Source organism: Pseudomonas sp. D3-10 (genome assembly GCF_051132175.1).
In the GTDB taxonomy this organism is placed as follows: Bacteria; Pseudomonadota; Gammaproteobacteria; order Pseudomonadales; family Pseudomonadaceae; genus Aquipseudomonas.
The window spans coordinates 4,027,411-4,046,655 of record NZ_CP071668.1; the positions used below are offsets into that span (position 1 = coordinate 4,027,411).

The window sequence follows — 19,245 nt, forward strand, 5'->3', positions numbered from 1 at the left end:
TTTTTATTCACCGGTTATCAGTCCGGCTTGCCGTCGATAACGCCGGCGGTGTTATCCAACAAACTCTTTGTCGCGGTTTGCAGGAACGATTCAAGCTTGAGTTTCATCTCGGCAGTTTCCGGTGCATCCGGAATGACTTCTGCCCGCGGGTTCGCACCGAGTTCATAGCGATACATCTTGGGCGCCATTTCTTTCTCTTTTGGCAGCACCAGGATCTTGTCGTCGCGAATGATCGCCGTGGTCTGCTCGCTACCGGACGGCTTGATCACGCCGAAACCGGTATCGCCTTGCGGCAGGTTCAGCAGGTCACGGCCCCAACATTGATTGCGCACTTCCCCGCCGAGGCGGCCCATGATGGTCGGGACGATATCGACCTGGGTGCCCACGGTGTGATTGCGCTGGCCAAACTTCTCCTGCACGCCCGGTCCGATCAGCAGCATCGGCACGTTGAAGCGGCCCAGGTCCATTTCGGTGATCTGGCGCTCGTTGCCAAAACCATGGTCGCCGACCACCACGAACAGGGTTTCCTTGAAGTAAGGCTCTTTGCGGGCCTTCTCGAAGAACTGGCCCAGCGCCCAATCGGAGTAACGCATGGCGGTCAGGTGTTCGTTCAGGCTGCCACGGTCAGTCACGCGCTCCACCGGCAACGGCGTTGGCAGTGCGTAGGGCGTGTGGTTGGACAGGGTTTGCAACAACGCATAGAACGGCTTGCCATTCTCCCGTGCCTTGAGCTCGATCAGGCCACGGTCGAACATGTCCTGGTCCGACACGCCCCAGGTTGGATCGGAGAACACTGGGTTCACGAAGTCGTTACGGCCGATGAACGTGGTCATGCCCTGGCTGCTGAAGAAGCCCGACTGGTTGTCCCAGGCGAAGTCGCCGTTATAGACATACACGTCGTCATATTCACGGGCGCTGAGCAGCTGCGGCAAGCCCGACAGCTTGTGACTGCCTTCCGGCGTCTGCATCAGGTATTCGAAACCTGGCAGGTTCGGGAAGCAGGCCATGGTGGCGAACATACCTTGGTGGGTGTGCGTGCCATTGGAGAAGAAGCGGTCGAACAGCAGGCCCTCCTTGGACAGCTTGTCCAGGTAAGGCGTGATGTTGCCCGGCGCGCCAAGGGCGCCCACGGAATGACCGGCCATGCTTTCCATCAGGATCACGACGACGTTCTTGATCGGCAGCGTCTTGTCGGCAGGCGGCGTGTAGTCGCGACGCACGGCGGCCGTCTCGGCGTCCACCAGCTTGTCGTCGGCCATCACCAGCATGTCGCGCACGGTCTGCTGCGCCAGCGGCTGCTCAAGAGTGGCTTTCCAGATGTTGTCACGGTCTTCGGACATCCGGCTCTTCGCCGCTGCCACCAGCGACAGCGTGCCGTTGAGACCCAACTGGTTGGCGAAGTTGGAATCAGTGGTGTAGACGTCACCCCAACGCAGCGGTGGCCCTTGGCGCAGGGTGCCACGCGCAGCGGCCACGGCCACCAGCAGGCAAACCAGGAACACGGCGACACGGCCATACCACGGCGCGATCTGGCGCGTGCCGATGCTGCCGCCACTGAAAGGCCCACGCGGCCGTGTGGCACGATCGGCGCCCTTGAACGCCAGGCTCAGGATGATGGTGCCGCCCACCCAGGCCAGCAGGTAACGAACCACGGGAAAACCATACCAGAGCATGCTCGCCACGGTTTTGGGGTCTTCCTTCACGTACTGGAAGACCAGGCCGTTGAGGCGCTGGTGAAACTCACGGTAGAAGTCCATCTCCATCAAGCCCAGGAACAGCGCGATGCTGGAGGTGACCGTCAGCCAGAAACGAAAGAACCCACGTGCCGCCATGGCCCGCGCGCTGAACAATGCCAGCAGCAGCGGAATGCAGAGATAGACGACCAGGCGCAAGTCGAAACGCAGCCCATTGATAAAAGCTTCCACGAAGGTCGAGGCTGGGGTATCGAGGATCATCTGGCGGTTGTAGACCAGCAACGCCACGCGTAGCAGGCTGAGCATGATCATCATCACCAGGGCACAGAGCAGCGTGTAGGCCAGGTGCGATTTGACGGTCGGTTGCAGCAGGCGATGCGTGGTGCGCTGCTGACTCAGGGCGTCCGGGATTGCCATGTCGTTTTAGGACCTATTGGAAGTGGGGTCGAAAGTAGGAACAACAGCGCGCCCTCTGTTGAGCCATTCAAGGCCGGGGCTTGCGCGAAAGCGCAAATCTTGCACGAACGGTCATGGCATTGCCATTAATAACCGCCGCAATAAAAGCGCGTGGGATTGTCTGCAAGGTTTCGTGAAAATTTTGTTGATTGAATATTTGGCAACACAAAAGGGCCAGCGCCTAGTGGCGAGGGAGCTTGCTCTCTCGCCACAGGAGCAGACTGTCGCTGACGTCAGTCGTTGCTCGGCTTGTTGATCGCCTGCAGCACGTATTGCGGCATGGCGAACGCACCGATATGAATCTCGGGGTTGTAGTAGCGCGTCACGATACCGCTGCCGGTAAAGCGCTCGCGCAGGGTTTCGCGGGAGAGCTTGCGGTAAGCGGCGTTGGTCGAACCCCAGGCAAAGGTCATGGCGCCGCCGATATAGGTCGGCACGGCGGCCTGGTAGAAATGCCAGTCGGCGAACAGGCCGTGCAAGCGCCCGGCGGTGGTCTGGACTTCGCCCAACTGCATGAACGGCGTGCCGTTCTGAGTGACCAGGATCCCGCCTTCATTGAGGCAGCGGTGGCATGCCTGGTAGAAATTCTCCGAGAACAGTACTTCGCCCGGACCGATCGGGTCGGTGGAGTCGGAAATGATGACGTCGAATTTTTCCTGGGTCGTGGCAACGAAACGCATGCCATCGTCAATCACCAGGTTCAGGCGCGGATCGTCATAGGCGCCCTTGGAATGGTTCGGCAAAAACTCCTTGCACATGTCCACCACCGTGCCGTCGATCTCCACCATGGTGATGTGCTCGATGCCCACATGCTTGGTCACTTCCCGCAGCATGCCGCCGTCACCACCGCCAATGATCAGCACGCGCTTGACCGCGCCATGGGCCAGGATCGGCACGTGGGTCAACATCTCGTGGTAGATATATTCATCGGCTTCGGTGGTCTGGATCACGCCGTCCAGGGCCATGACCCGGCCCATGCGCGGGTTTTCGAAAATCACCAGGTGCTGGTGCTCGGTGCGCACTTCATGCAGCAGCTTGTCCATGCGAAAACGCTGGCCATAGCCTTCGTAGAGGGTTTCAAGGTAATCGCCGGTCGGGGTGGTCGTCATGGTCAGGTGCTCCGATAAATACGCGGTTGGCCAGTGAGGCTCGCAAAGGCGCGCATTCTACGACGCTGGGGATGACAGGTCGAACCTTCAACTGTCTGACGACACACGCAGCCTTTGTGGCGAGGGAGCAAGCTCCCTCGCCATGGTTTTTTAGTTGAATTTGCGTCCGAGCCCAGCCGGCACGCCTTCGATGGTGGTGTCTTCCCACGGCCCGTTCGGGCTGACGGAACGGCTCCAGCCATTGTTCCAGCGATAGTAGGTGCGCTGGCGGTAGAAGGTATTGGTCTGATCATCCAGCACATAGACCCCGAGCTTGGCATCCCAATGGCTGTTGCCGCCGGGTGGGGGCGCGAAACTGGCGGAGGTACGAGGCACTGGCTTGGCCGGTTTGTTCGGGGTCACCGGTTTGCCGGGGGCGGTCGACGGTGCTGGCTTGGTGGTCGGTGTCGACGGCGGTATGGGCGGCAGCGGCGCCGAAGGTTCGGGCGGACGCTGGACCGCACAAGCGCTCAGGCCCAGGACGAGCGTGAGCAGTGTGATACGAGCGATGGCGGTCATGGGGCGAGTTCCTGTCATTGGTCCGGACTGTCGATGGTCAATTGCTGCGGTGCGGTGGTACTGCTCGCCAAGGGCTGGCTGCGACCGATCCACTCGCCGGCGGTCGGTTGACCGGCCCGGGATATACGCGCCACCAGTTGGACTTCGGGGAAGTTCGACAGTTTCAGCTGCGGCATCATTGCGTCCGCGTCGCCCAACTCGACGCTGGCGGGCAGGTCGGCGACGGTCAGGCGCTTGGCCGCCAGCGGCGCCGGCGGGCCGGAAACGGCGCGGGCGAAAATGAACACGCTGTCGCCCGGCTGCACCTTCGCCTTGAGCGCCGGAGCCAGGTCGACGCGAACCTTGAGCAGTGCCACGGCCTTGGCCGTCGGCGCCTGGGCGAGCTTGCCCCCACTGGCCTGGAGCTTCTCGGTGGCCCGGGTGATGCCGCCCTGCAACGCTTCGCGGGATCTATCGCCTTCAGGCAATTGCGCCAGCAAGCGTTCCCAATAATCGATCGCTTCCTGATAACGCTCGCCTTCAAACGCGGCGATGCCCAACAGGCCAAGGCTGGTCACTTCCTTGGGGTCGAGCTTCAGCGCTTCGTCGGTCAGGGCCTGGACTTTATCCGACCATTTCTTGCCATCGGCAAAGTACTGCGCCTGCGCCCATTGGCCCAACAGCTCCGGTTGGCGACCCGCGACCGCCACGGTGCGTTCGAAAATCTTCGCCGCGTCCGCCGGCCTATCCTGCGCCATGTAGGTCCGACCGAGGAAATACAAGCCCTCGGCGGAATCCGGTTGTGCCGCCACCGCACGCTCCAGGCGCAGGGTCATCTCCTCCATGGACTGCGGCGCCTGGGCGAATTCGCGGGTCAGTTCGACTTTGTCGATGGCACCGAAATGCAGGTACAACGCCAGGCCCAACACCGGCACCAGCACAGCGGCGAGAAGCGGCAACGGCTTGCCCAGGCGTGATTCACGCGGCGCATCGGCGCCTTCGGTATCAGCCAGCAATTCTCGGGCGGCCTCGGCGCGCCCGGTGTCCAGTTGGGACGCGTTGAGCACGCCCTCTTCCCGCTCGGCCTGCAGTTCGGCAACCCGTTCCTGATACAGCGCCACGTTCAGCGCGGTGCGATCTTCTTCCAATTGGGCGCGACGGCCACGTAACACGGGGATCAACAGAAAACTCAGGGCGACCAGGAGAAGCAGACCTGCGGCGAGCCAGAAATCAATCATGCTTGGTTTTATCCAACAGTTGGTCGAGGCGCTGGCGCTCTTCGACAGAAAGCGTATCCGGGGCGGCGCTGCGCTGCACCCGACGGCGGCGCACGATCACCGCGATCACCACGAAACCACCCAGCAGCAGCCCGGCGGGGCCGAACCAGAGCAGCGCGGTCTTGGAAGACAGGGCCGGGTTGTAGCGCACGAACTCACCGTAGCGATCCACCATGAAATCGATGATTTGCTGGTTGTCCTTGCCCTCGCCGAGCATCCGGAAGATTTCCTTGCGCAAATCGGTCGCGATCGGCGCGTTGGAATCGGCGATGTCCTGATTCTGACATTTGGGGCAGCGCAACTCCTTGGTCAGCTCGCGAAACCGCTCGCGCTCGGCGTCATTGGCGAATTCATAGGTATCGATGGCGGCATGGGTCACACCCGACAGACTCAAGCCGAGGACCGCGGCGGCTAACCAGCGCTTCATGGCTTGGCCTCATCCACCAGGGCCTGGTATTTGCCAGCCAGTTTTTCGCGCCAGACCTGTTCGTCGATCACACCGACGAACTTGTCGCGGATGATGCCCTTGGCGTCGATGAAGAAGGTTTCCGGCGCGCCGTACACACCCAGGTTCAGGCCGAGGGTGCCCTCCTCGTCGCGTATATCGAGCTGATATGGGTTGTGGAATTCAGCCAGCCATTTCAAGGCGTCGGCGTTGACGTCCTTGTAGTTGACGCCGTAGATCACCACGCCATTCTGGGCCAGCTTGTTCAACACCGGATGCTCGACCCGGCAGGAAATGCACCAGGTACCCCACACGTTGACCAACGCCGGCTTGCCCTGCAGGTCGGCGTGGGTCAGGGTCCTGTCGCCTTGTACCGAGGGCAGGGAAAATTCCGGGAACGGCTTGCCGATCAGCGCCGAGGGCAACTCCGACGGATTCAAGAACAGCCCCCGGTAGAGGAACACCGCAACCATCAGGAACAGCGCCAGCGGCAATACCATCAACCAACGTTTCATGCAGTGGCTCCTGTCACGCCCAGCGCTTCACGCACCCGGGTCTTCACTTTGACGCGATAACGACGATCCAGCGCCGCCAGGACTCCGCCCAGGCCGGTCAGCAAGCCACCGAACCAGATCCAGCGCACGAACGGCTTGACGTGGACGCGCACCGCCCAGGCGCCATCGCCCAGGGATTCGCCCAGCGCGACATAGAGATCACGGGTGAAACCAGCATCGATCCCGGCTTCGGTCATCACCGAGTTCTGCACGGTGTAGAGGCGTTTCTCCGGGTGCAGCACGGTAATTTCCTGGCCGTTGCGAAGGACCCGCACGGTGCCCTTGTCGGAGGTGAAGTTAGGCCCTTCGAAATGCTTGGCGCCCTCGAAGACGAACTGGTAGCCACCCAGGTCCATGGATTCGCCTGGCGACAGTCGCAGGTCACGTTCGGCACTGTTCTGGCTGGACAGCACCACGCCCAGGGCGCAAACGGCGATGCCCAGGTGGGCGAGTTGCATGCCCCAATAACTGCGGGTCAGAGTTGGCAGGCCCTTGATCAGGCCTTTGTGACGGGTCTTGTCGAAGACGTCCCGAACGCCGGCCAGCAACACCCAGGCGGCCAGGACGAAGGTCGCCAACACGGCCCAGTTGAAGTCGCCGTAGGCGATCCCGGCCACCACGGCCAGGGCAGCCGTGCCCAACAGCACCGGTGTCAGCATGCCCATCAGCCATTTGACCGGCGTGTCTTTCCAGCGCACCAGCACGCCGACGGCCATCACCAACATGAGGATCGCCATCAGCGGTATGAACAATGCGTTGAAATACGGCGGGCCAACCGACAGCTTGGCGCCGGACAACGCATCGAGCACCAGCGGGTACAGCGTGCCCAGCAGGATCATCGACGCCGCCACCACCAGCACCAGGTTGTTGCCCAACAGCAGGGTTTCCCGGGACCAGAGGTTGAAGCCGACCTGGCTCTTGACCACCGGCGCGCGCAGGGCGAACAGCGTCAGCGAACCGCCGACCACGACCATCAGGAACATCAGGATGAACACGCCACGCTCCGGGTCCGAGGCGAAGGCATGCACCGACGTCAGCACGCCGGAACGCACGAGGAAGGTTCCCAGCAGGCTCAAGGAGAATGCCGCGATGGCCAGCAGGACCGTCCAGCTCTTGAATACCCCGCGCTTTTCCGTGACCGCCAGGGAATGGATCAGGGCCGTGCCGACGAGCCATGGCATGAACGAGGCGTTTTCCACCGGGTCCCAGAACCACCAGCCGCCCCAGCCGAGTTCATAGTAGGCCCACCACGAGCCGAGGGTGATGCCGATGCCGAGAAAGGCCCAGGCAACAATGGTCCATGGGCGCGACCAGCGAGCCCAAGCGGCATCGAGGCGACCACCGAGCAACGCGGCGATGGCAAACGCGAAGGCCACGGAAAAACCGACGTACCCCATGTACAGCATCGGCGGATGGACAATCAGGCCTATGTCCTGGAGCAACGGGTTCAGGTCGCGACCGTCGGTCGGCACCTGGGGCAGGATGCGCTCGAACGGGTTGGACGTGACGATCAAAAACAGCAGGAAACCGGTGCTGATGATGCCCATCACCGCCAATACCCGGGCCAGCATCACCTGGGGCAATTGCCGAGAGAACACCGACACGGCAAAGGTCCAGCCGGCGAGGATCAAGGCCCAGAGCAACAACGAACCTTCGTGGGCGCCCCACACCGCGCTGAACTTGTAGTACCAGGGCAAGGCGCTGTTGGAGTTGCTGGCGACGTACTCAACGGAAAAGTCGTCGGCCATGAACGCGTAGGTCAGGCAGGCGAAGGCAAACAGCATGAACGCGAACTGTCCCCATGCCGCTGGCTGGGCGAGGCTCATCCACAGACGGTCACCACGCCAGGCGCCGAGCAATGGAACCACGGCCTGCACCAGGGAGAAACACAGGGCCAGGATCATCGCCAGATGGCCCAGCTCGGGGATGAAGATACCGGTGGTCATCTTATCAACCCTCCTTCGCGGGCGCGGGCGCCGATTGGCCGCTGTCTTTCAGGGCCTTGGTCACTTCCGGCGGCATGTACTTCTCGTCGTGCTTGGCCAGCACTTCGTCGGCCACCACCACGCCGTCTGCATTGAGCTTGCCCAGGGCGACGATGCCCTGCCCTTCGCGGAACAGGTCAGGGAGAATGCCGCGGTAGGTGATGGTCACGGTCTTGTTGAAGTCGGTGACGTTGAACCTCACGTCCAGCGAATCGCCGGAACGCACCAGCGACCCCTGCTCCACCATGCCGCCGGCGCGGATGCGAGTGTCCTTGGGCGCCTCTCCGCTGGCAATCTGCGTCGGGGTATAGAACAGGTTGATGTTCTGCTGCAGGGCGCTCAGGGCCAGGCCGACCGCCGCGCCGACGCCGACCAGGATCGCCAGAATGATGACAAGACGTTTTTTGCGCAGCGGATTCACTGACCATTCTCCCGGCGCAGACGACGCGCCTCTTGTTGCAGATACCGCTTGCGGGCCAGGATCGGCGCCGCCACGTTGAGAGCCAGCACCGCCAGGCAGATGCCGTAGGCTGACCAGACATACAAGCCGTGATGGCCCATGGCGAGGAAATCGCCGAATGACGCGAAACTCATCGAGCGGCCTCCAGGCTGTTCTGTACTTCGGCTTTCACCCAGCTGGCCCGGGACTCACGCTTGAGCACTTCCAGGCGCATGCGCAGCAGCAGCACCGCGCCGAAGAAGCAATAGAACCCCAGCGCGGTCAGCAACAGCGGCAGCCACATCTCCACCGGCATCGCCGGTTTTTCAGTGAGGGTGAAGGTCGCGCCCTGGTGCAGGGTGTTCCACCACTCCACCGAGTACTTGATGATCGGAATGTTGATCACCCCGACGATCGCCAGCACCGCGCAGGCCTTGGCGGCGCTGTCACGATTGCTGATGGCGTTGCCCAGCGCAATAAGACCGAAGTACAGGAACAGCAGGATCAGCATCGACGTCAGTCGTGCATCCCAGACCCACCACGAACCCCAGGTCGGCTTGCCCCAGATGGCCCCGGTGACCAGCGCCACGGCGGTCATCCAGGCGCCGATGGGCGCGGCGCATTGCAGGGCTACGTCGGCCAGTTTCATTTTCCACACCAGCCCGACCACGCCGCATACCGCCAGCATCACGTAGATCGACTGGGCCAGCATCGCCGTCGGGACATGGATATAGATAATGCGGAAGCTGTTGCCTTGCTGATAGTCCGGCGGCGCGAAGGCCAGGCCCCAGACCACGCCGATGCCGATCAGCAACAGGGCGGCGATGCTCAACCAGGGCAGCATTTTGCCACTGATGCCGTAGAACCACTTGGGTGAGCCGAGCTTGTGAAACCAGGTCCAGTTCATTGCAGATTCCATCACGGTTGCGGCTCGCTATCGCGAACCGCTGGGGCGGCCTTTACTTCCTGGGAAGTGGTCAACTCCTGACCAGGCCTCATTATTATTCGCCGACGCTGATCTTCAGGCCAGCGGCTATTGCAAAGGGTGTCAGGGTTATCGCCAGGGCGGTCAGGCTCCCAAGCCACAGCAGATAACCGGTTGCCGGCATGCCTTGCAGTGCCGCTTGCAAGGCGCCACTTCCAAGGATCAATACCGGTATGTACAGCGGCAGAATCAGCAGGGCCAGCAACAAGCCTCCGCGCTTGAGCCCCACAGTCAGCGCCGCGCCTACCGCGCCGAGCAGGCTCAGCACCGGCGTGCCCAGCAACAGCGACAACAGCAGCACCGGCATGCAGGCCGCGGGCAAGCCCAGCATCATCGCCATCAACGGCGAGAGCAGCACCAGCGCCAGGCCGGAAAAAACCCAGTGTGCCAGTACCTTGGCCAAAACCAGAAGGGCCAGGGGGTGCGACGAAAGGACCCACTGTTCCAGGGATCCGTCCTCGAAATCACTGCGGAAAAGCCCGTCCAGCGAGAGCAGGACCGATAAAAGCGCTGCCACCCAGACCAGTCCAGGCGACAACGTTTGCAACAATTGAGTCTCCGGGCCGACCGCAAGCGGGAACAAGGCGATGACGATTGCGAAGAATACCAACGGGTTGGCCAGTTCGGCCGGACGACGGAACAACAGGCGCGCCTCACGGGCGAGCAACAAGCCAAAGACACTCATACCGCCCAGTTCCCCAGGTCGATGCTGCGATAACCGAAGGGTATTCGGGCCAAGGTGTGGTGCGTGGTGAGCAACACCATGCCGCCGTTTTCGCAATGGCCGGCCAGGTGTTCTTCAAGTTGCGCCACGCCCTGCTTGTCCAGAGCGGTGAACGGCTCGTCGAGGATCCACAGTGGCGGGCTGTCCAGGTACAGCCGGGCCAGGGCCACGCGGCGCTGCTGGCCGGCCGACAGGGTATGGCTCGGAACGTCCTCGAAACCTTTCAATCCCACCGCCGCCAATGCCCGCCAGATCGCCTCGAGCCCAGCAGGACGATGCAACGCGCAGAGCCAACTCAGGTTCTCTTCGGGGGTCAGCAGGTCCTTGATGCCGGCGGCATGGCCGATCCAGAGCAGGTTGCGTGCCAGTTCGCTACGCTGGCTGTGCAGCGGCTGGCCGTTGAGCAGGATCTCGCCGGCGGTGGGCTGCATCAACCCGGCCAGCAGGCGCAACAGGCTGGTCTTGCCACTGCCGTTGGGGCCACTGATCTGTACCATATCGCCAGGCGAGAGTCTCAATTCGAGATTTTCGAAAAGCAGTCGCAGATCTCGCTCACAGGCGAGGCCGACGGTTTGCAGGAGAGGACTGGTCAAGGGATCACGAGCCTTATACGGTTCAAGTCGGCAGTGCGGCAGCCGTTAAAGTGATGCAGCATAGATGCATTGACGGCCCGATCCACAGAGCTGCGTCAAACAATTGCAAGGTTTTGCCACTCTCTGGAAGGCGGGCGGCATTATACATGTGAAGTTCTTCTCTCAAGAGCGCTGATTTCCCCAAGGTAATACCGCAGATGACAGGCGACATGAACATCCCGCCGCTGCCCCAGCCCACGGCAACGACACGTATGCCGGCGGTCACGGGCGAGTTGCTCAAGCTGCTGGCACCGGCCGAGGGATTGATCGGTCCGGGCCAGACCGCCAAGGCCGAGGTGCTGTCGCTCAAGCAGGCGGACCAGGCTTTCCAACTGCTGCTCAAGGTCACGCTGGAGAGCGGCCGGCAGGCCACCGTACAAGCCACCAGCACCCAGCCGCTGCCCCAGGGCACCAGCCTGGCCGTGACTCAGCCTTCGGCCAGCAACCTGGCGATTACCGTGCAGCAGGCCCTCGCCTCCAGCGTCGCCGCCCTGACCCGGATCGACACCGCGCAATTGCCCGTGGGCACTTTGTTGCAGGGCAAAGTGCTGACCAGCCAGGCCTTGCCGCAACAGCCCGGGCAACCGGCGGTGTATCGCTCGCTGGTAAGCCTGCTCAACACCGCCCAGGCCGGCAGCACCCTGGACATTGACAGCCCGCAGCCGCTGCGCATCGGCATGCTGTTGAGCGCCCAGGTACAGGATGCTCAGACATTGAAATTCTTGCCCTTGAGCAATCGCCAGGAGCAATTGGCGGTGAGCCAGCAATTGGTGACGCAAGTGAGCCGCCAGGGCTCGCTGGACAGCCTGCTCACCGCCCTGCAAAACCTTCCCGCCAGCGATGACGCCGGCCCCGAACTGCGCGCGGCGGTGACACGCCTGCTGGCTGGCCTGCCGGACGTACAACAACTGAGCACTCCCAAGGGCCTGGCCCAAGCCATGGTCGCCAGCGGCGTGTTCCTGGAAAGCAAGCTGCTGGCCGGCCAACCGCCAAGCCTGGCCCCGGACATGAAAGGCGACCTGCTGAAACTGATCGCCCAACTGACACCCGCCCTGCCCGCTTCCACCAACCTCTCCGCGGTCATCGCCGCCAACACCCTGGCCCAGGCATTGCCCAGCTTCGTGCGCAGCGCCCTGGGGATGCTCGGCCAGGTCAGCGCCAAGCCACAACCCACCGGCTTTCCGCTGCCCGCCAGATTATTGAAAGGTCAGGATGAAGAAGGTGACCTGGAGCATCTGCTGCGCCTGGCAGCCGCCGCCGTGTCACGCCTGCAAAGCCATCAGCTGTCCAGCCTGGAGCAAACCGGGCTGACCGATGACGGCCGGTTGATGAGCACTTGGCAACTGGAGATTCCGATGCGCAACCTGCAGGACATCGTGCCGTTGCAGGTCAAGTTCCAGCGCGAGGAAACCGCCGCCCGGGAACAACCGGACGAACGCCGCGAACAAACCGAACCGAAACAGCAGCTCTGGCGGGTCGAGCTGGCCTTCGACATGGAACCGCTGGGGCCGCTGCAGATCCAGGCCCAGTTGCTCAGTGGCAGCCTGTCCAGTCAGCTGTGGGCAGAACGAGCGTACACCGCGGGCCTGATCGAAATGAACCTGACCGCATTGCGCGAGCGCCTTGTGACGTGCGGGTTGAATGTCGGCGACCTCGACTGCCACCTCGGCACCCCGCCCCAAGGACCCAAGACCCGGCTGGAACAACGCTGGGTGGACGAAACCGCATGACAACCCACACCGAACCCCGCCAGGCCATCGCCCTCAAGTACGACGGCCACCACGCCCCCACCCTCACCGCCAAGGGCGACGAAGCCCTGGCCGAGGAAATCCTGCGCATCGCCCGCGAGAGCGAAGTACCGATCTACGAAAATGCTGAACTGGTGAAGTTGCTGGCACGGCTGGAGCTGGGCGACAGCATTCCGGAAGAGTTGTACCGCACGATTGCCGAGATCATTGCGTTTGCCTGGAACCTGAAGGGCAAATTTCCCCAGGGCTTCGACCCGCATGCGCAAAACATCGAGAAAGACGTGACGGAGCGTGGGGATGATTACTAATCGCTGAAGGCGCTACCCCGTGGCGAGGGAGCTTGCTCCCGCTCGGCTGCTAAGCAGTCGTAAAAGCTGGGGCCGCTGCGCGACCCAGCGGGAGCAAGCTCCCTCGCCACGGGGACCGGGCTGGAATGATTATTTCTGAACGCCAGAAAAAACCTGTGGGAGCGAGCCTGCTCGCGATGGCGGTCATACACTCAGCATATTTGCTGACTGTCACACCGCTATCGCGAGCAAGCTCGCTCCCACACAGAGGTCACGGAACGCGGGAATGATCAGCGATCAGCGACGACGCTATCCGTGGCGAGGGAGCTTGCTCCCGCTCGGCTGCTAAGCAGTCGTAAAAGCTGGGGCCGCTGCGCGACCCAGCGGGAGCAAGCTCCCTCGCCACGGTGGCTGGGCTGGAATGATTATTTCTGAACGCCAGAAAAACCTGTGGGAGCGAGCCTGCTCGCGATGGCGGTCATACATTCAGCATATTTGCTGACTGTCACACCGCTATCGCGAGCAAGCTCGCTCCCACACAGAGGTCACGGAACGCGGGAATGATCAGCGACTAGCGACGACGCTATCCGTGGCGAGGGAGCTTGCTCCCGCTCGGCTGCGAAGCAGTCGTAAAAACCTGGGGCCGCTGCGCGACCCAGCGCGAGCAAGCTCCCTCGCCACGGGGACCGGGCTGGAATGATTATTTCTGAACGCCAGAAAAACCTGTGGGAGCGAGCCTGCTCGCGATGGCGGTCATACAACCTATTTGCTGACTGTCACACCGCTATCGCGAGCAAGCTCGCTCCCGCATGGGTTCTGGGGGATGGATAGATATCAGCCGCCCTTGTGCAACTTGCTCATCAATTCGGCTTCGGCCTGGGTCAGGCCGCACGCCTGGGTCAGTTCGTCGATGCTGGCGCCCATGCCGACCAGCCGGGCGGCTTGGGCAAAGGACAGGCTGGAGGGGTCGCGCTGTTCCAGTTGCGCCAGTTTGTCCGGCAATGGCGCGACGACGGCACGCAGCTCATGGAGCGCTTCGCCCATGCGCACGGTGCCGTTCTGATAGTCGTCGACACGCTTGGCCAGGTCCCGGATGCGCTGATCGCGCAGCGCATCGCCCTGGGCCTGTTGAGCGGCGATTTCCCGCTGGCCACGTATGTAGGACAAAAACATCGCCAGCGTGCCTGCCCAGAAAAGGAACAGGACAATGACTGCTACCTCAAGAATCAAATCAGATACTCTCCAGTTCCGACCACTCTTCTTCGCTCATCATTTTTTCCAGTTCGACCAGGATCAGCAACTCGTTGTTCTTGTTGCAGACGCCCTGGATGAACTTGGCCGATTCCTCGTTACCGACGTTAGGCGCGGTTTCGATTTCCGACTGACGCAAGTAAACCACTTCAGCAACGCTGTCGACCAGGATACCGACCACTTGCTTGTCCGCCTCGATGATCACGATACGGGTGTTGTCGTTGACCTCGGTGGAGTTCAAGCCGAAACGCTGACGGGTGTCGATCACGGTCACGACGTTACCACGCAGGTTGATGATGCCCAGCACGTAGCTTGGCGCACCCGGGACCGGGGCGATCTCGGTGTAGCGCAGCACTTCCTGCACGCGCATCACGTTGATGCCGTAGGTTTCGTTATCGAGCTTGAAAGTCACCCATTGCAAGATCGGATCTTCGGAACCCTTGAGAGACGACGCCTTATCATTCATACCCTGACCCCTCGAAAAACCGCCTGTGGCGGTGTGTGTTCTGTCCGGCGTCGCCCTGCGCCGCCGGTTGTCTTATTTCGGTTTCCGGACCGGCTTGGCGCCGTCCAGGTGTTTTGCCCCGCCGCTGGCGATCAGCTCCGCCAGTTCGGAAACGTCCAGCAAGGCGCACATGTGTTCGATCACCGTACCGGCCAGCCATGGCCGTTGCCCTCGATGGCTGCGCCACTTGATCTCGTTCGGGTCCAGGCGCAGCGAACGGCTGACCTGATGCACCGCCAATCCCCATTCGTAGCCCTGCACAGAAATCACGTACTGCAGGCCCTGGCGAAAATCATCGCGATAACGATCCGGCATGACCCAGCGCGCGGTGTCCAGCACTTTCAGGTTGCCGGCCTGGCTCGGCAGGATTCCGAGGAACCACTCCGGTTGGCCAAACAACGGCGTCAATTCCTGCCCGGCCAGGGAGTAGATCGATCCCAGGCACACCAGCGGCACCGCCAGCGTCAAACCGGCCACATCGAACAACAAGCACTCGAACGGCTCGGCGGCCCACGCCGGGCGATCATCGCCCGGCGCCGGCGGCGGCGTGTTGCTCGGCGGCATGTGGATTTCCACTACCGGCGTCACCAACCCCTGCAACAATGGCGCGACGGTGGAGACCGGCGCCAGGATCGGTGCGGGTGCTTCCATCACCGCCAACTGCGGCTTGACGAACGGCGCTTCCACCGCTGTCACAATCGCTGAAGCCTGTGCATCACGGGCCTGCTCCTCGAGCACGGCGGCCTGGAACTCGTCGAGCGCGGGTTCGGCTTCGACAGGCTCGGGCAACGCCTGGAACGCGCTCGGCTGCGCTGGCAATTCATCGGTCGCTTCCTGCAACAGCCCATCCAGATAGGACTGCAGGGCCAATTGGGGACGCGAAGTTGTCTTGATGGGGCGGTTCATGGGAACTGTGCGCCACTTGAAAAGGTTATCGGCATGGATACGGCAGGACTTGAGCGCCCGCAAGCAAGCACAACGTCTAAGGAGAACTTCATCAACTCAAGCCACCTGCTGCGCAACGAGCTGCTGGGCCAGCAGGTGCTTGAGAAGCGCGCGATAGGCCAGTACACCACGGCTTTTGCCATCGAATTGCGACGGTGTCACGCCGGCGCGGCTGGCGTCGCGCAAACGGGTGTCCACCGGGATGTAGCCTTGCCAGATGTCGTCCGGGTACATGTCGCGCAGCACTCGCAAGGTGCCGAGGGACGCCTGGGTACGACGGTCGAACAGGGTCGGCACGATATTGAATGCCAGCGACTGCTTGCGTGAACGGTTGACCATCGCCAGGGTGTTGACCATGCGCTCCAGGCCCTTCACCGCGAGGTGTTCGGTCTGCACAGGAATGACCAATTGCTGGCTGGCGGCCAAGGCATTGACCATCAGCAGGCCCAGCAACGGCGGGCTGTCGATGATCGCGTAATCGAAATCCTGCCACAGCTGCGCCAGACTCTTGGCGATCACCAGGCCCAGGCCGCTCTGGCCGGGCGATTGGCGCTCCAAGGTGGCCAGGGCGGTGCTCGACGGCAGCAAGGAGATCCGCTCGTCGCTGGTGGACAGCAGCAACTGCCCCGGCAAGCCTTCGGGCACGCTGCCCTTGTGCAGGAACAAATCGTAGTTGCTGTGTTCCAGGCTATCGGGATCGTAGCCGAAGTAACTGGTCATCGAGCCATGGGGGTCCAGATCGACGATGACCACGCGCTTGCCGGCCTCGGCCAGCAAACCGGCTAAAGCGATGGAGGATGTGGTTTTGCCCACACCACCTTTTTGATTGGCGACTGCCCAGACTCTCATTCGGATCGTTCCTCCCGGTCGAGACGGGCTCGACCGAGAAATAGCTCGGTTATAAAGCCGGTGACGGAGAATTGACGGCGTTCTGTCTATCCGGCGACTTGACCGGGGTCGGTGCAGTTTGTGTGCCAGCCCGCTTCAATGCCGCATCGGGCTTTGCGTTGGCGGTGCCGGTACCGGTCAGGCTGCGACGCACATCGAGGTTGCGCGAAACCACCAGCACCACCCGTCGATTGCGTGCGCGCCCCTCGGCCGTGGCGTTATTGGCCACCGGCTGGAATTCGCCATACCCCACCGACGCCAGGCGGCCCGGGTTGACACCCTGCATGGCGAGCATGCGCACGATGCTTGCCGAACGGGCCGACGACAATTCCCAGTTGGTGGGGTACTGCGCGGTGCGGATCGGCTGGTCGTCGGTGAAACCTTCGACGTGGATAGGGTTGTCGAACGGTCTCAGGATCGCCGCCACTTTATCGATGATGTTGAACGCCATGTCGCTGGGCATGGCATCGCCGCTGCCGAACAGCAGGCTGGAGTTGAGTTCGATCTCGACCCACAACTCGTTGCCACGCACGGTCATCTGGTTGGAACTGATCAGGTCGCCGAACGCCGAACTGATGTCATCGGCAATGCTCTTCAACGGATCGCTGCCACCGGCAATGCCGGCGTCGACCTGTTCGCTGTCCTTGACCAGCGGCTTGGCCGGGGTCGTCGTCTTCGGACGCTCTTCGCCGATGGGAATCGGCTTGAGGGCGCGGTCCGAATCGGTAAAGACGCCGATCAACGCTTCGGAAATGACCTTGTACTTGCCTTCGTTCACCGAAGAGATCGAATACATGACCACAAAAAAGGCGAACAGCAGCGTGATGAAGTCGGCATAGGAAACCAGCCAGCGTTCATGGTTGACGTGTTCTTCACGATGTCTGCGACGCGCCATCTGCCATTTCCCCCATCAGTCCATGAAGCCCTGGAGCTTCAACTCGATGGAACGCGGGTTCTCGCCTTCGGCAATCGACAGGATCCCTTCCAGCAGCATTTCGCGGTAGCGCGACTGGCGCAACGCAATGGATTTGAGCTTGGCCGCGATCGGCAGCAGCACCAGGTTGGCGCTCGCCACGCCGTAGATGGTGGCAACGAATGCCACGGCAATGCCGCTGCCCAGTTGCGACGGATCGGCCAAATTGCCCATCACATGGATCAAACCCATGACAGCACCGATGATACCGATGGTCGGCGCGTAGCCCCCCATGCTCTCGAACACCTTGGCCGCTTCGATGTCGCGGCTTTCCTGGGTGTAGAAATCCACCTCCAGGATGCTGCGAATCGCTTCGGGTTCGGCGCCGTCCACCAGCAATTGAAGGCCCTTGCGCGAGTAGCTGTCGGGTTCGGCATCGGCCACCCCTTCCAGCCCAAGCAGGCCTTCCTTGCGGGCGGTCAGGCTCCAGTTGACCACGCGGTCGATGCCGCCGGCCAGGTCGACCCGAGGTGGAAACAGAATCCACACCAGGACCTGCATGGCGCGCTTGAAGGCGCTCATCGGCGACTGCAACAGCGCAGCGCCTACAGTGCCACCGATCACGATCAACGCGGCCGGGCCGTTGGCCAGCGCACCGAGATGACCGCCTTCCAGGTAATTGCCACCAATGATGGCGACGAACGCCATGATGATGCCGATCAGACTGAGCACATCCATTACAGGCACGCCTCGATCAGATGTTTACCCATGTCGTCCAGGCTGTAGACCGCGTCAGCCAGGTCGGCCTTGACGATTGCCATGGGCATGCCGTAGATCACGCAACTGGCCTCGTCCTGGGCCCAGATCGCACTGCCGCCCTGCTTGAGCAGGCGCGCACCCTCGCGGCCATCGGCACCCATGCCGGTGAGCACCACCGCCAGAACTTTGTCGCCGTAGGATTTCGCCGCGGAACCGAAGGTGATGTCTACGCAAGGCTTGTAGTTCAAGCGCTCATCGCCCGGCAGGATTTTCACCGCGCCACGGCCGTCGATCATCATCTGCTTGCCACCCGGTGCCAGCAGCGCCAGGCCTGGACGGAGGATGTCGCCATCCTCGGCTTCCTTGACGCTGATGCGGCACAGTTTGTCCAAACGTTCGGCGAACGCCTTGGTGAACGCGGCGGGCATGTGCTGGATCAACACGATCGGGGCCGGGAAGTTCGCTGGCAGCTGGGTCAAGACCCGTTGCAGCGCAACCGGGCCGCCCGTGGACGTGCCGATGGCGACCAGTTTGTAGGCCTTGCGCTTGGGCGCTGGCGACGACGGGCTGGCGGGCACCGGGCGAGCGGGCGCCGGCGCAGGAGCACTGCGAACCGGCGCCGAACTGAAGCTGCTCGACGCAGAAGGCGCAGGCGTTGGTGCTGGCGCAGCAGCCGGCACTGACGCCGGTGCGCTGTAGGCACTGACGCGGCGGTTACTGCGGGAAATACTGTGGACCTTCTCACATAGCAACTGGCGGACCTTGTCCGGGTTGCGCGAGATGTCTTCAAAGTTCTTTGGCAGGAAGTCCACCGCCCCGGCATCCAGCGCATCGAGGGTGACTCGGGCGCCTTCATGGGTCAGGGACGAGAACATCAAAACCGGGGTCGGACAGCGTTGCATGATATGCCGCACTGCCGTGATGCCGTCCATCATCGGCATCTCGTAGTCCATGGTGATCACGTCCGGCTTGAGCGCCAGGGCCTGATCGATCGCCTCTTTGCCATTGGTCGCCGTACCGACGACCTGAATGCTCGTGTCCGCTGAAAGAATTTCCGAGACGCGGCGGCGGAAAAACCCCGAATCGTCCACCACCAGGACTTTAACTACCAT

General features: G+C 62.2%; 21 protein-coding genes. 2 read left to right on the forward strand and 19 right to left on the reverse strand.

The features are described 5' to 3' along the window. Positions 1-17: 17 nt before the first annotated feature. The 12 genes from J3P90_RS18015 to ccmA form a co-directional block, all read right to left on the reverse strand. Positions 18-2,111 (reverse strand): LTA synthase family protein, encoded by a 2,094-nt coding sequence (locus J3P90_RS18015; protein WP_420767891.1) that lies wholly within the window; start codon positions 2,109-2,111, stop codon positions 18-20. Between the two features lie 272 nt (positions 2,112-2,383). After that, positions 2,384-3,259: a polyamine aminopropyltransferase gene (gene speE, locus J3P90_RS18020; protein WP_434563036.1), complete on the reverse strand. Its 876-nt coding sequence runs from the start codon at positions 3,257-3,259 to the stop codon at positions 2,384-2,386. A 150-nt stretch (positions 3,260-3,409) separates the two neighbouring features. Then, positions 3,410-3,817 carry a hypothetical protein gene (locus J3P90_RS18025; RefSeq protein ID WP_434563034.1) on the reverse strand — a complete coding sequence of 136 codons (408 nt, stop codon included), beginning with the start codon at positions 3,815-3,817 and terminating at the stop codon, positions 3,410-3,412. A gap of 14 nt (positions 3,818-3,831) precedes the next feature. After that, positions 3,832-5,034 carry a c-type cytochrome biogenesis protein CcmI gene (ccmI, locus tag J3P90_RS18030; RefSeq protein ID WP_434610306.1) on the reverse strand — a complete coding sequence of 401 codons (1,203 nt, stop codon included), beginning with the start codon at positions 5,032-5,034 and terminating at the stop codon, positions 3,832-3,834. Then, on the reverse strand, positions 5,027-5,500 hold the full coding sequence (locus tag J3P90_RS18035) for a cytochrome c-type biogenesis protein (protein WP_434650335.1): 474 nt from the start codon (positions 5,498-5,500) through the stop codon (positions 5,027-5,029). The genes ccmI and J3P90_RS18035 overlap by 8 nt, the downstream gene beginning before the upstream one ends. Further along, entirely contained in the window at positions 5,497-6,033 is a 537-nt protein-coding gene (locus J3P90_RS18040) for a DsbE family thiol:disulfide interchange protein (RefSeq protein ID WP_420767896.1), read from the reverse strand. The genes J3P90_RS18035 and J3P90_RS18040 overlap by 4 nt, the downstream gene beginning before the upstream one ends. Next, positions 6,030-8,018: a heme lyase CcmF/NrfE family subunit gene (locus J3P90_RS18045; RefSeq protein ID WP_434675163.1), complete on the reverse strand. Its 1,989-nt coding sequence runs from the start codon at positions 8,016-8,018 to the stop codon at positions 6,030-6,032. Before J3P90_RS18045 ends, J3P90_RS18040 begins: the two co-directional genes overlap by 4 nt. Before the next feature lie 4 nt (positions 8,019-8,022). Beyond that, positions 8,023-8,478, reverse strand: coding sequence for a cytochrome c maturation protein CcmE (gene ccmE, locus J3P90_RS18050; RefSeq protein WP_434563028.1), 456 nt, complete (start codon positions 8,476-8,478; stop codon positions 8,023-8,025). Beyond that, on the reverse strand, positions 8,475-8,651 hold the full coding sequence (gene ccmD, locus J3P90_RS18055) for a heme exporter protein CcmD (RefSeq protein WP_007939192.1): 177 nt from the start codon (positions 8,649-8,651) through the stop codon (positions 8,475-8,477). Before ccmD ends, ccmE begins: the two co-directional genes overlap by 4 nt. Beyond that, positions 8,648-9,403 carry a heme ABC transporter permease gene (locus tag J3P90_RS18060; RefSeq protein ID WP_420767899.1) on the reverse strand — a complete coding sequence of 252 codons (756 nt, stop codon included), beginning with the start codon at positions 9,401-9,403 and terminating at the stop codon, positions 8,648-8,650. Before J3P90_RS18060 ends, ccmD begins: the two co-directional genes overlap by 4 nt. 94 nt (positions 9,404-9,497) lie before the next feature. After that, positions 9,498-10,166, reverse strand: coding sequence for a heme exporter protein CcmB (gene ccmB / locus J3P90_RS18065; protein ID WP_420767900.1), 669 nt, complete (start codon positions 10,164-10,166; stop codon positions 9,498-9,500). After that, positions 10,163-10,798 carry a cytochrome c biogenesis heme-transporting ATPase CcmA gene (ccmA, locus tag J3P90_RS18070; protein WP_434675164.1) on the reverse strand — a complete coding sequence of 212 codons (636 nt, stop codon included), beginning with the start codon at positions 10,796-10,798 and terminating at the stop codon, positions 10,163-10,165. The genes ccmB and ccmA overlap by 4 nt, the downstream gene beginning before the upstream one ends. A 197-nt stretch (positions 10,799-10,995) precedes the next feature. On the opposite strand from ccmA, the gene J3P90_RS18075 reads away from it, so the two are divergent. Continuing rightward, on the forward strand, positions 10,996-12,567 hold the full coding sequence (locus tag J3P90_RS18075; protein WP_434675165.1) for a flagellar hook-length control protein FliK: 1,572 nt from the start codon (positions 10,996-10,998) through the stop codon (positions 12,565-12,567). Further along, a complete protein-coding gene (locus tag J3P90_RS18080; RefSeq protein ID WP_420767903.1) occupies positions 12,564-12,893 on the forward strand; it encodes an EscU/YscU/HrcU family type III secretion system export apparatus switch protein in 330 nt (109 codons plus the stop codon). Before J3P90_RS18075 ends, J3P90_RS18080 begins: the two co-directional genes overlap by 4 nt. Positions 12,894-13,706: 813 nt before the next feature. On the opposite strand, the gene J3P90_RS18085 is transcribed toward J3P90_RS18080, so the two are convergent. The 7 genes from J3P90_RS18085 to J3P90_RS18115 form a co-directional block, all read right to left on the reverse strand. After that, positions 13,707-14,102, reverse strand: coding sequence for a DUF2802 domain-containing protein (locus J3P90_RS18085; protein WP_420767359.1), 396 nt, complete (start codon positions 14,100-14,102; stop codon positions 13,707-13,709). Position 14,103: 1 nt separating this feature from the next. Further along, positions 14,104-14,589 carry a chemotaxis protein CheW gene (locus J3P90_RS18090; protein WP_024778681.1) on the reverse strand — a complete coding sequence of 162 codons (486 nt, stop codon included), beginning with the start codon at positions 14,587-14,589 and terminating at the stop codon, positions 14,104-14,106. A 72-nt stretch (positions 14,590-14,661) separates the two neighbouring features. Beyond that, positions 14,662-15,534 carry a CheW domain-containing protein gene (locus J3P90_RS18095; RefSeq protein WP_434675166.1) on the reverse strand — a complete coding sequence of 291 codons (873 nt, stop codon included), beginning with the start codon at positions 15,532-15,534 and terminating at the stop codon, positions 14,662-14,664. Between the two features lie 96 nt (positions 15,535-15,630). Further along, positions 15,631-16,422, reverse strand: coding sequence for a ParA family protein (locus tag J3P90_RS18100; RefSeq protein ID WP_420767361.1), 792 nt, complete (start codon positions 16,420-16,422; stop codon positions 15,631-15,633). A gap of 49 nt (positions 16,423-16,471) precedes the next feature. Then, entirely contained in the window at positions 16,472-17,356 is an 885-nt protein-coding gene (gene motD, locus J3P90_RS18105; RefSeq protein WP_420767362.1) for a flagellar motor protein MotD, read from the reverse strand. Between the two features lie 15 nt (positions 17,357-17,371). Next, a complete protein-coding gene (locus J3P90_RS18110) occupies positions 17,372-18,112 on the reverse strand; it encodes a flagellar motor protein (protein WP_305499634.1) in 741 nt (246 codons plus the stop codon). After that, positions 18,112-19,245 (reverse strand): protein-glutamate methylesterase/protein-glutamine glutaminase, encoded by a 1,134-nt coding sequence (locus J3P90_RS18115; RefSeq protein WP_434675167.1) that lies wholly within the window; start codon positions 19,243-19,245, stop codon positions 18,112-18,114. Before J3P90_RS18115 ends, J3P90_RS18110 begins: the two co-directional genes overlap by 1 nt.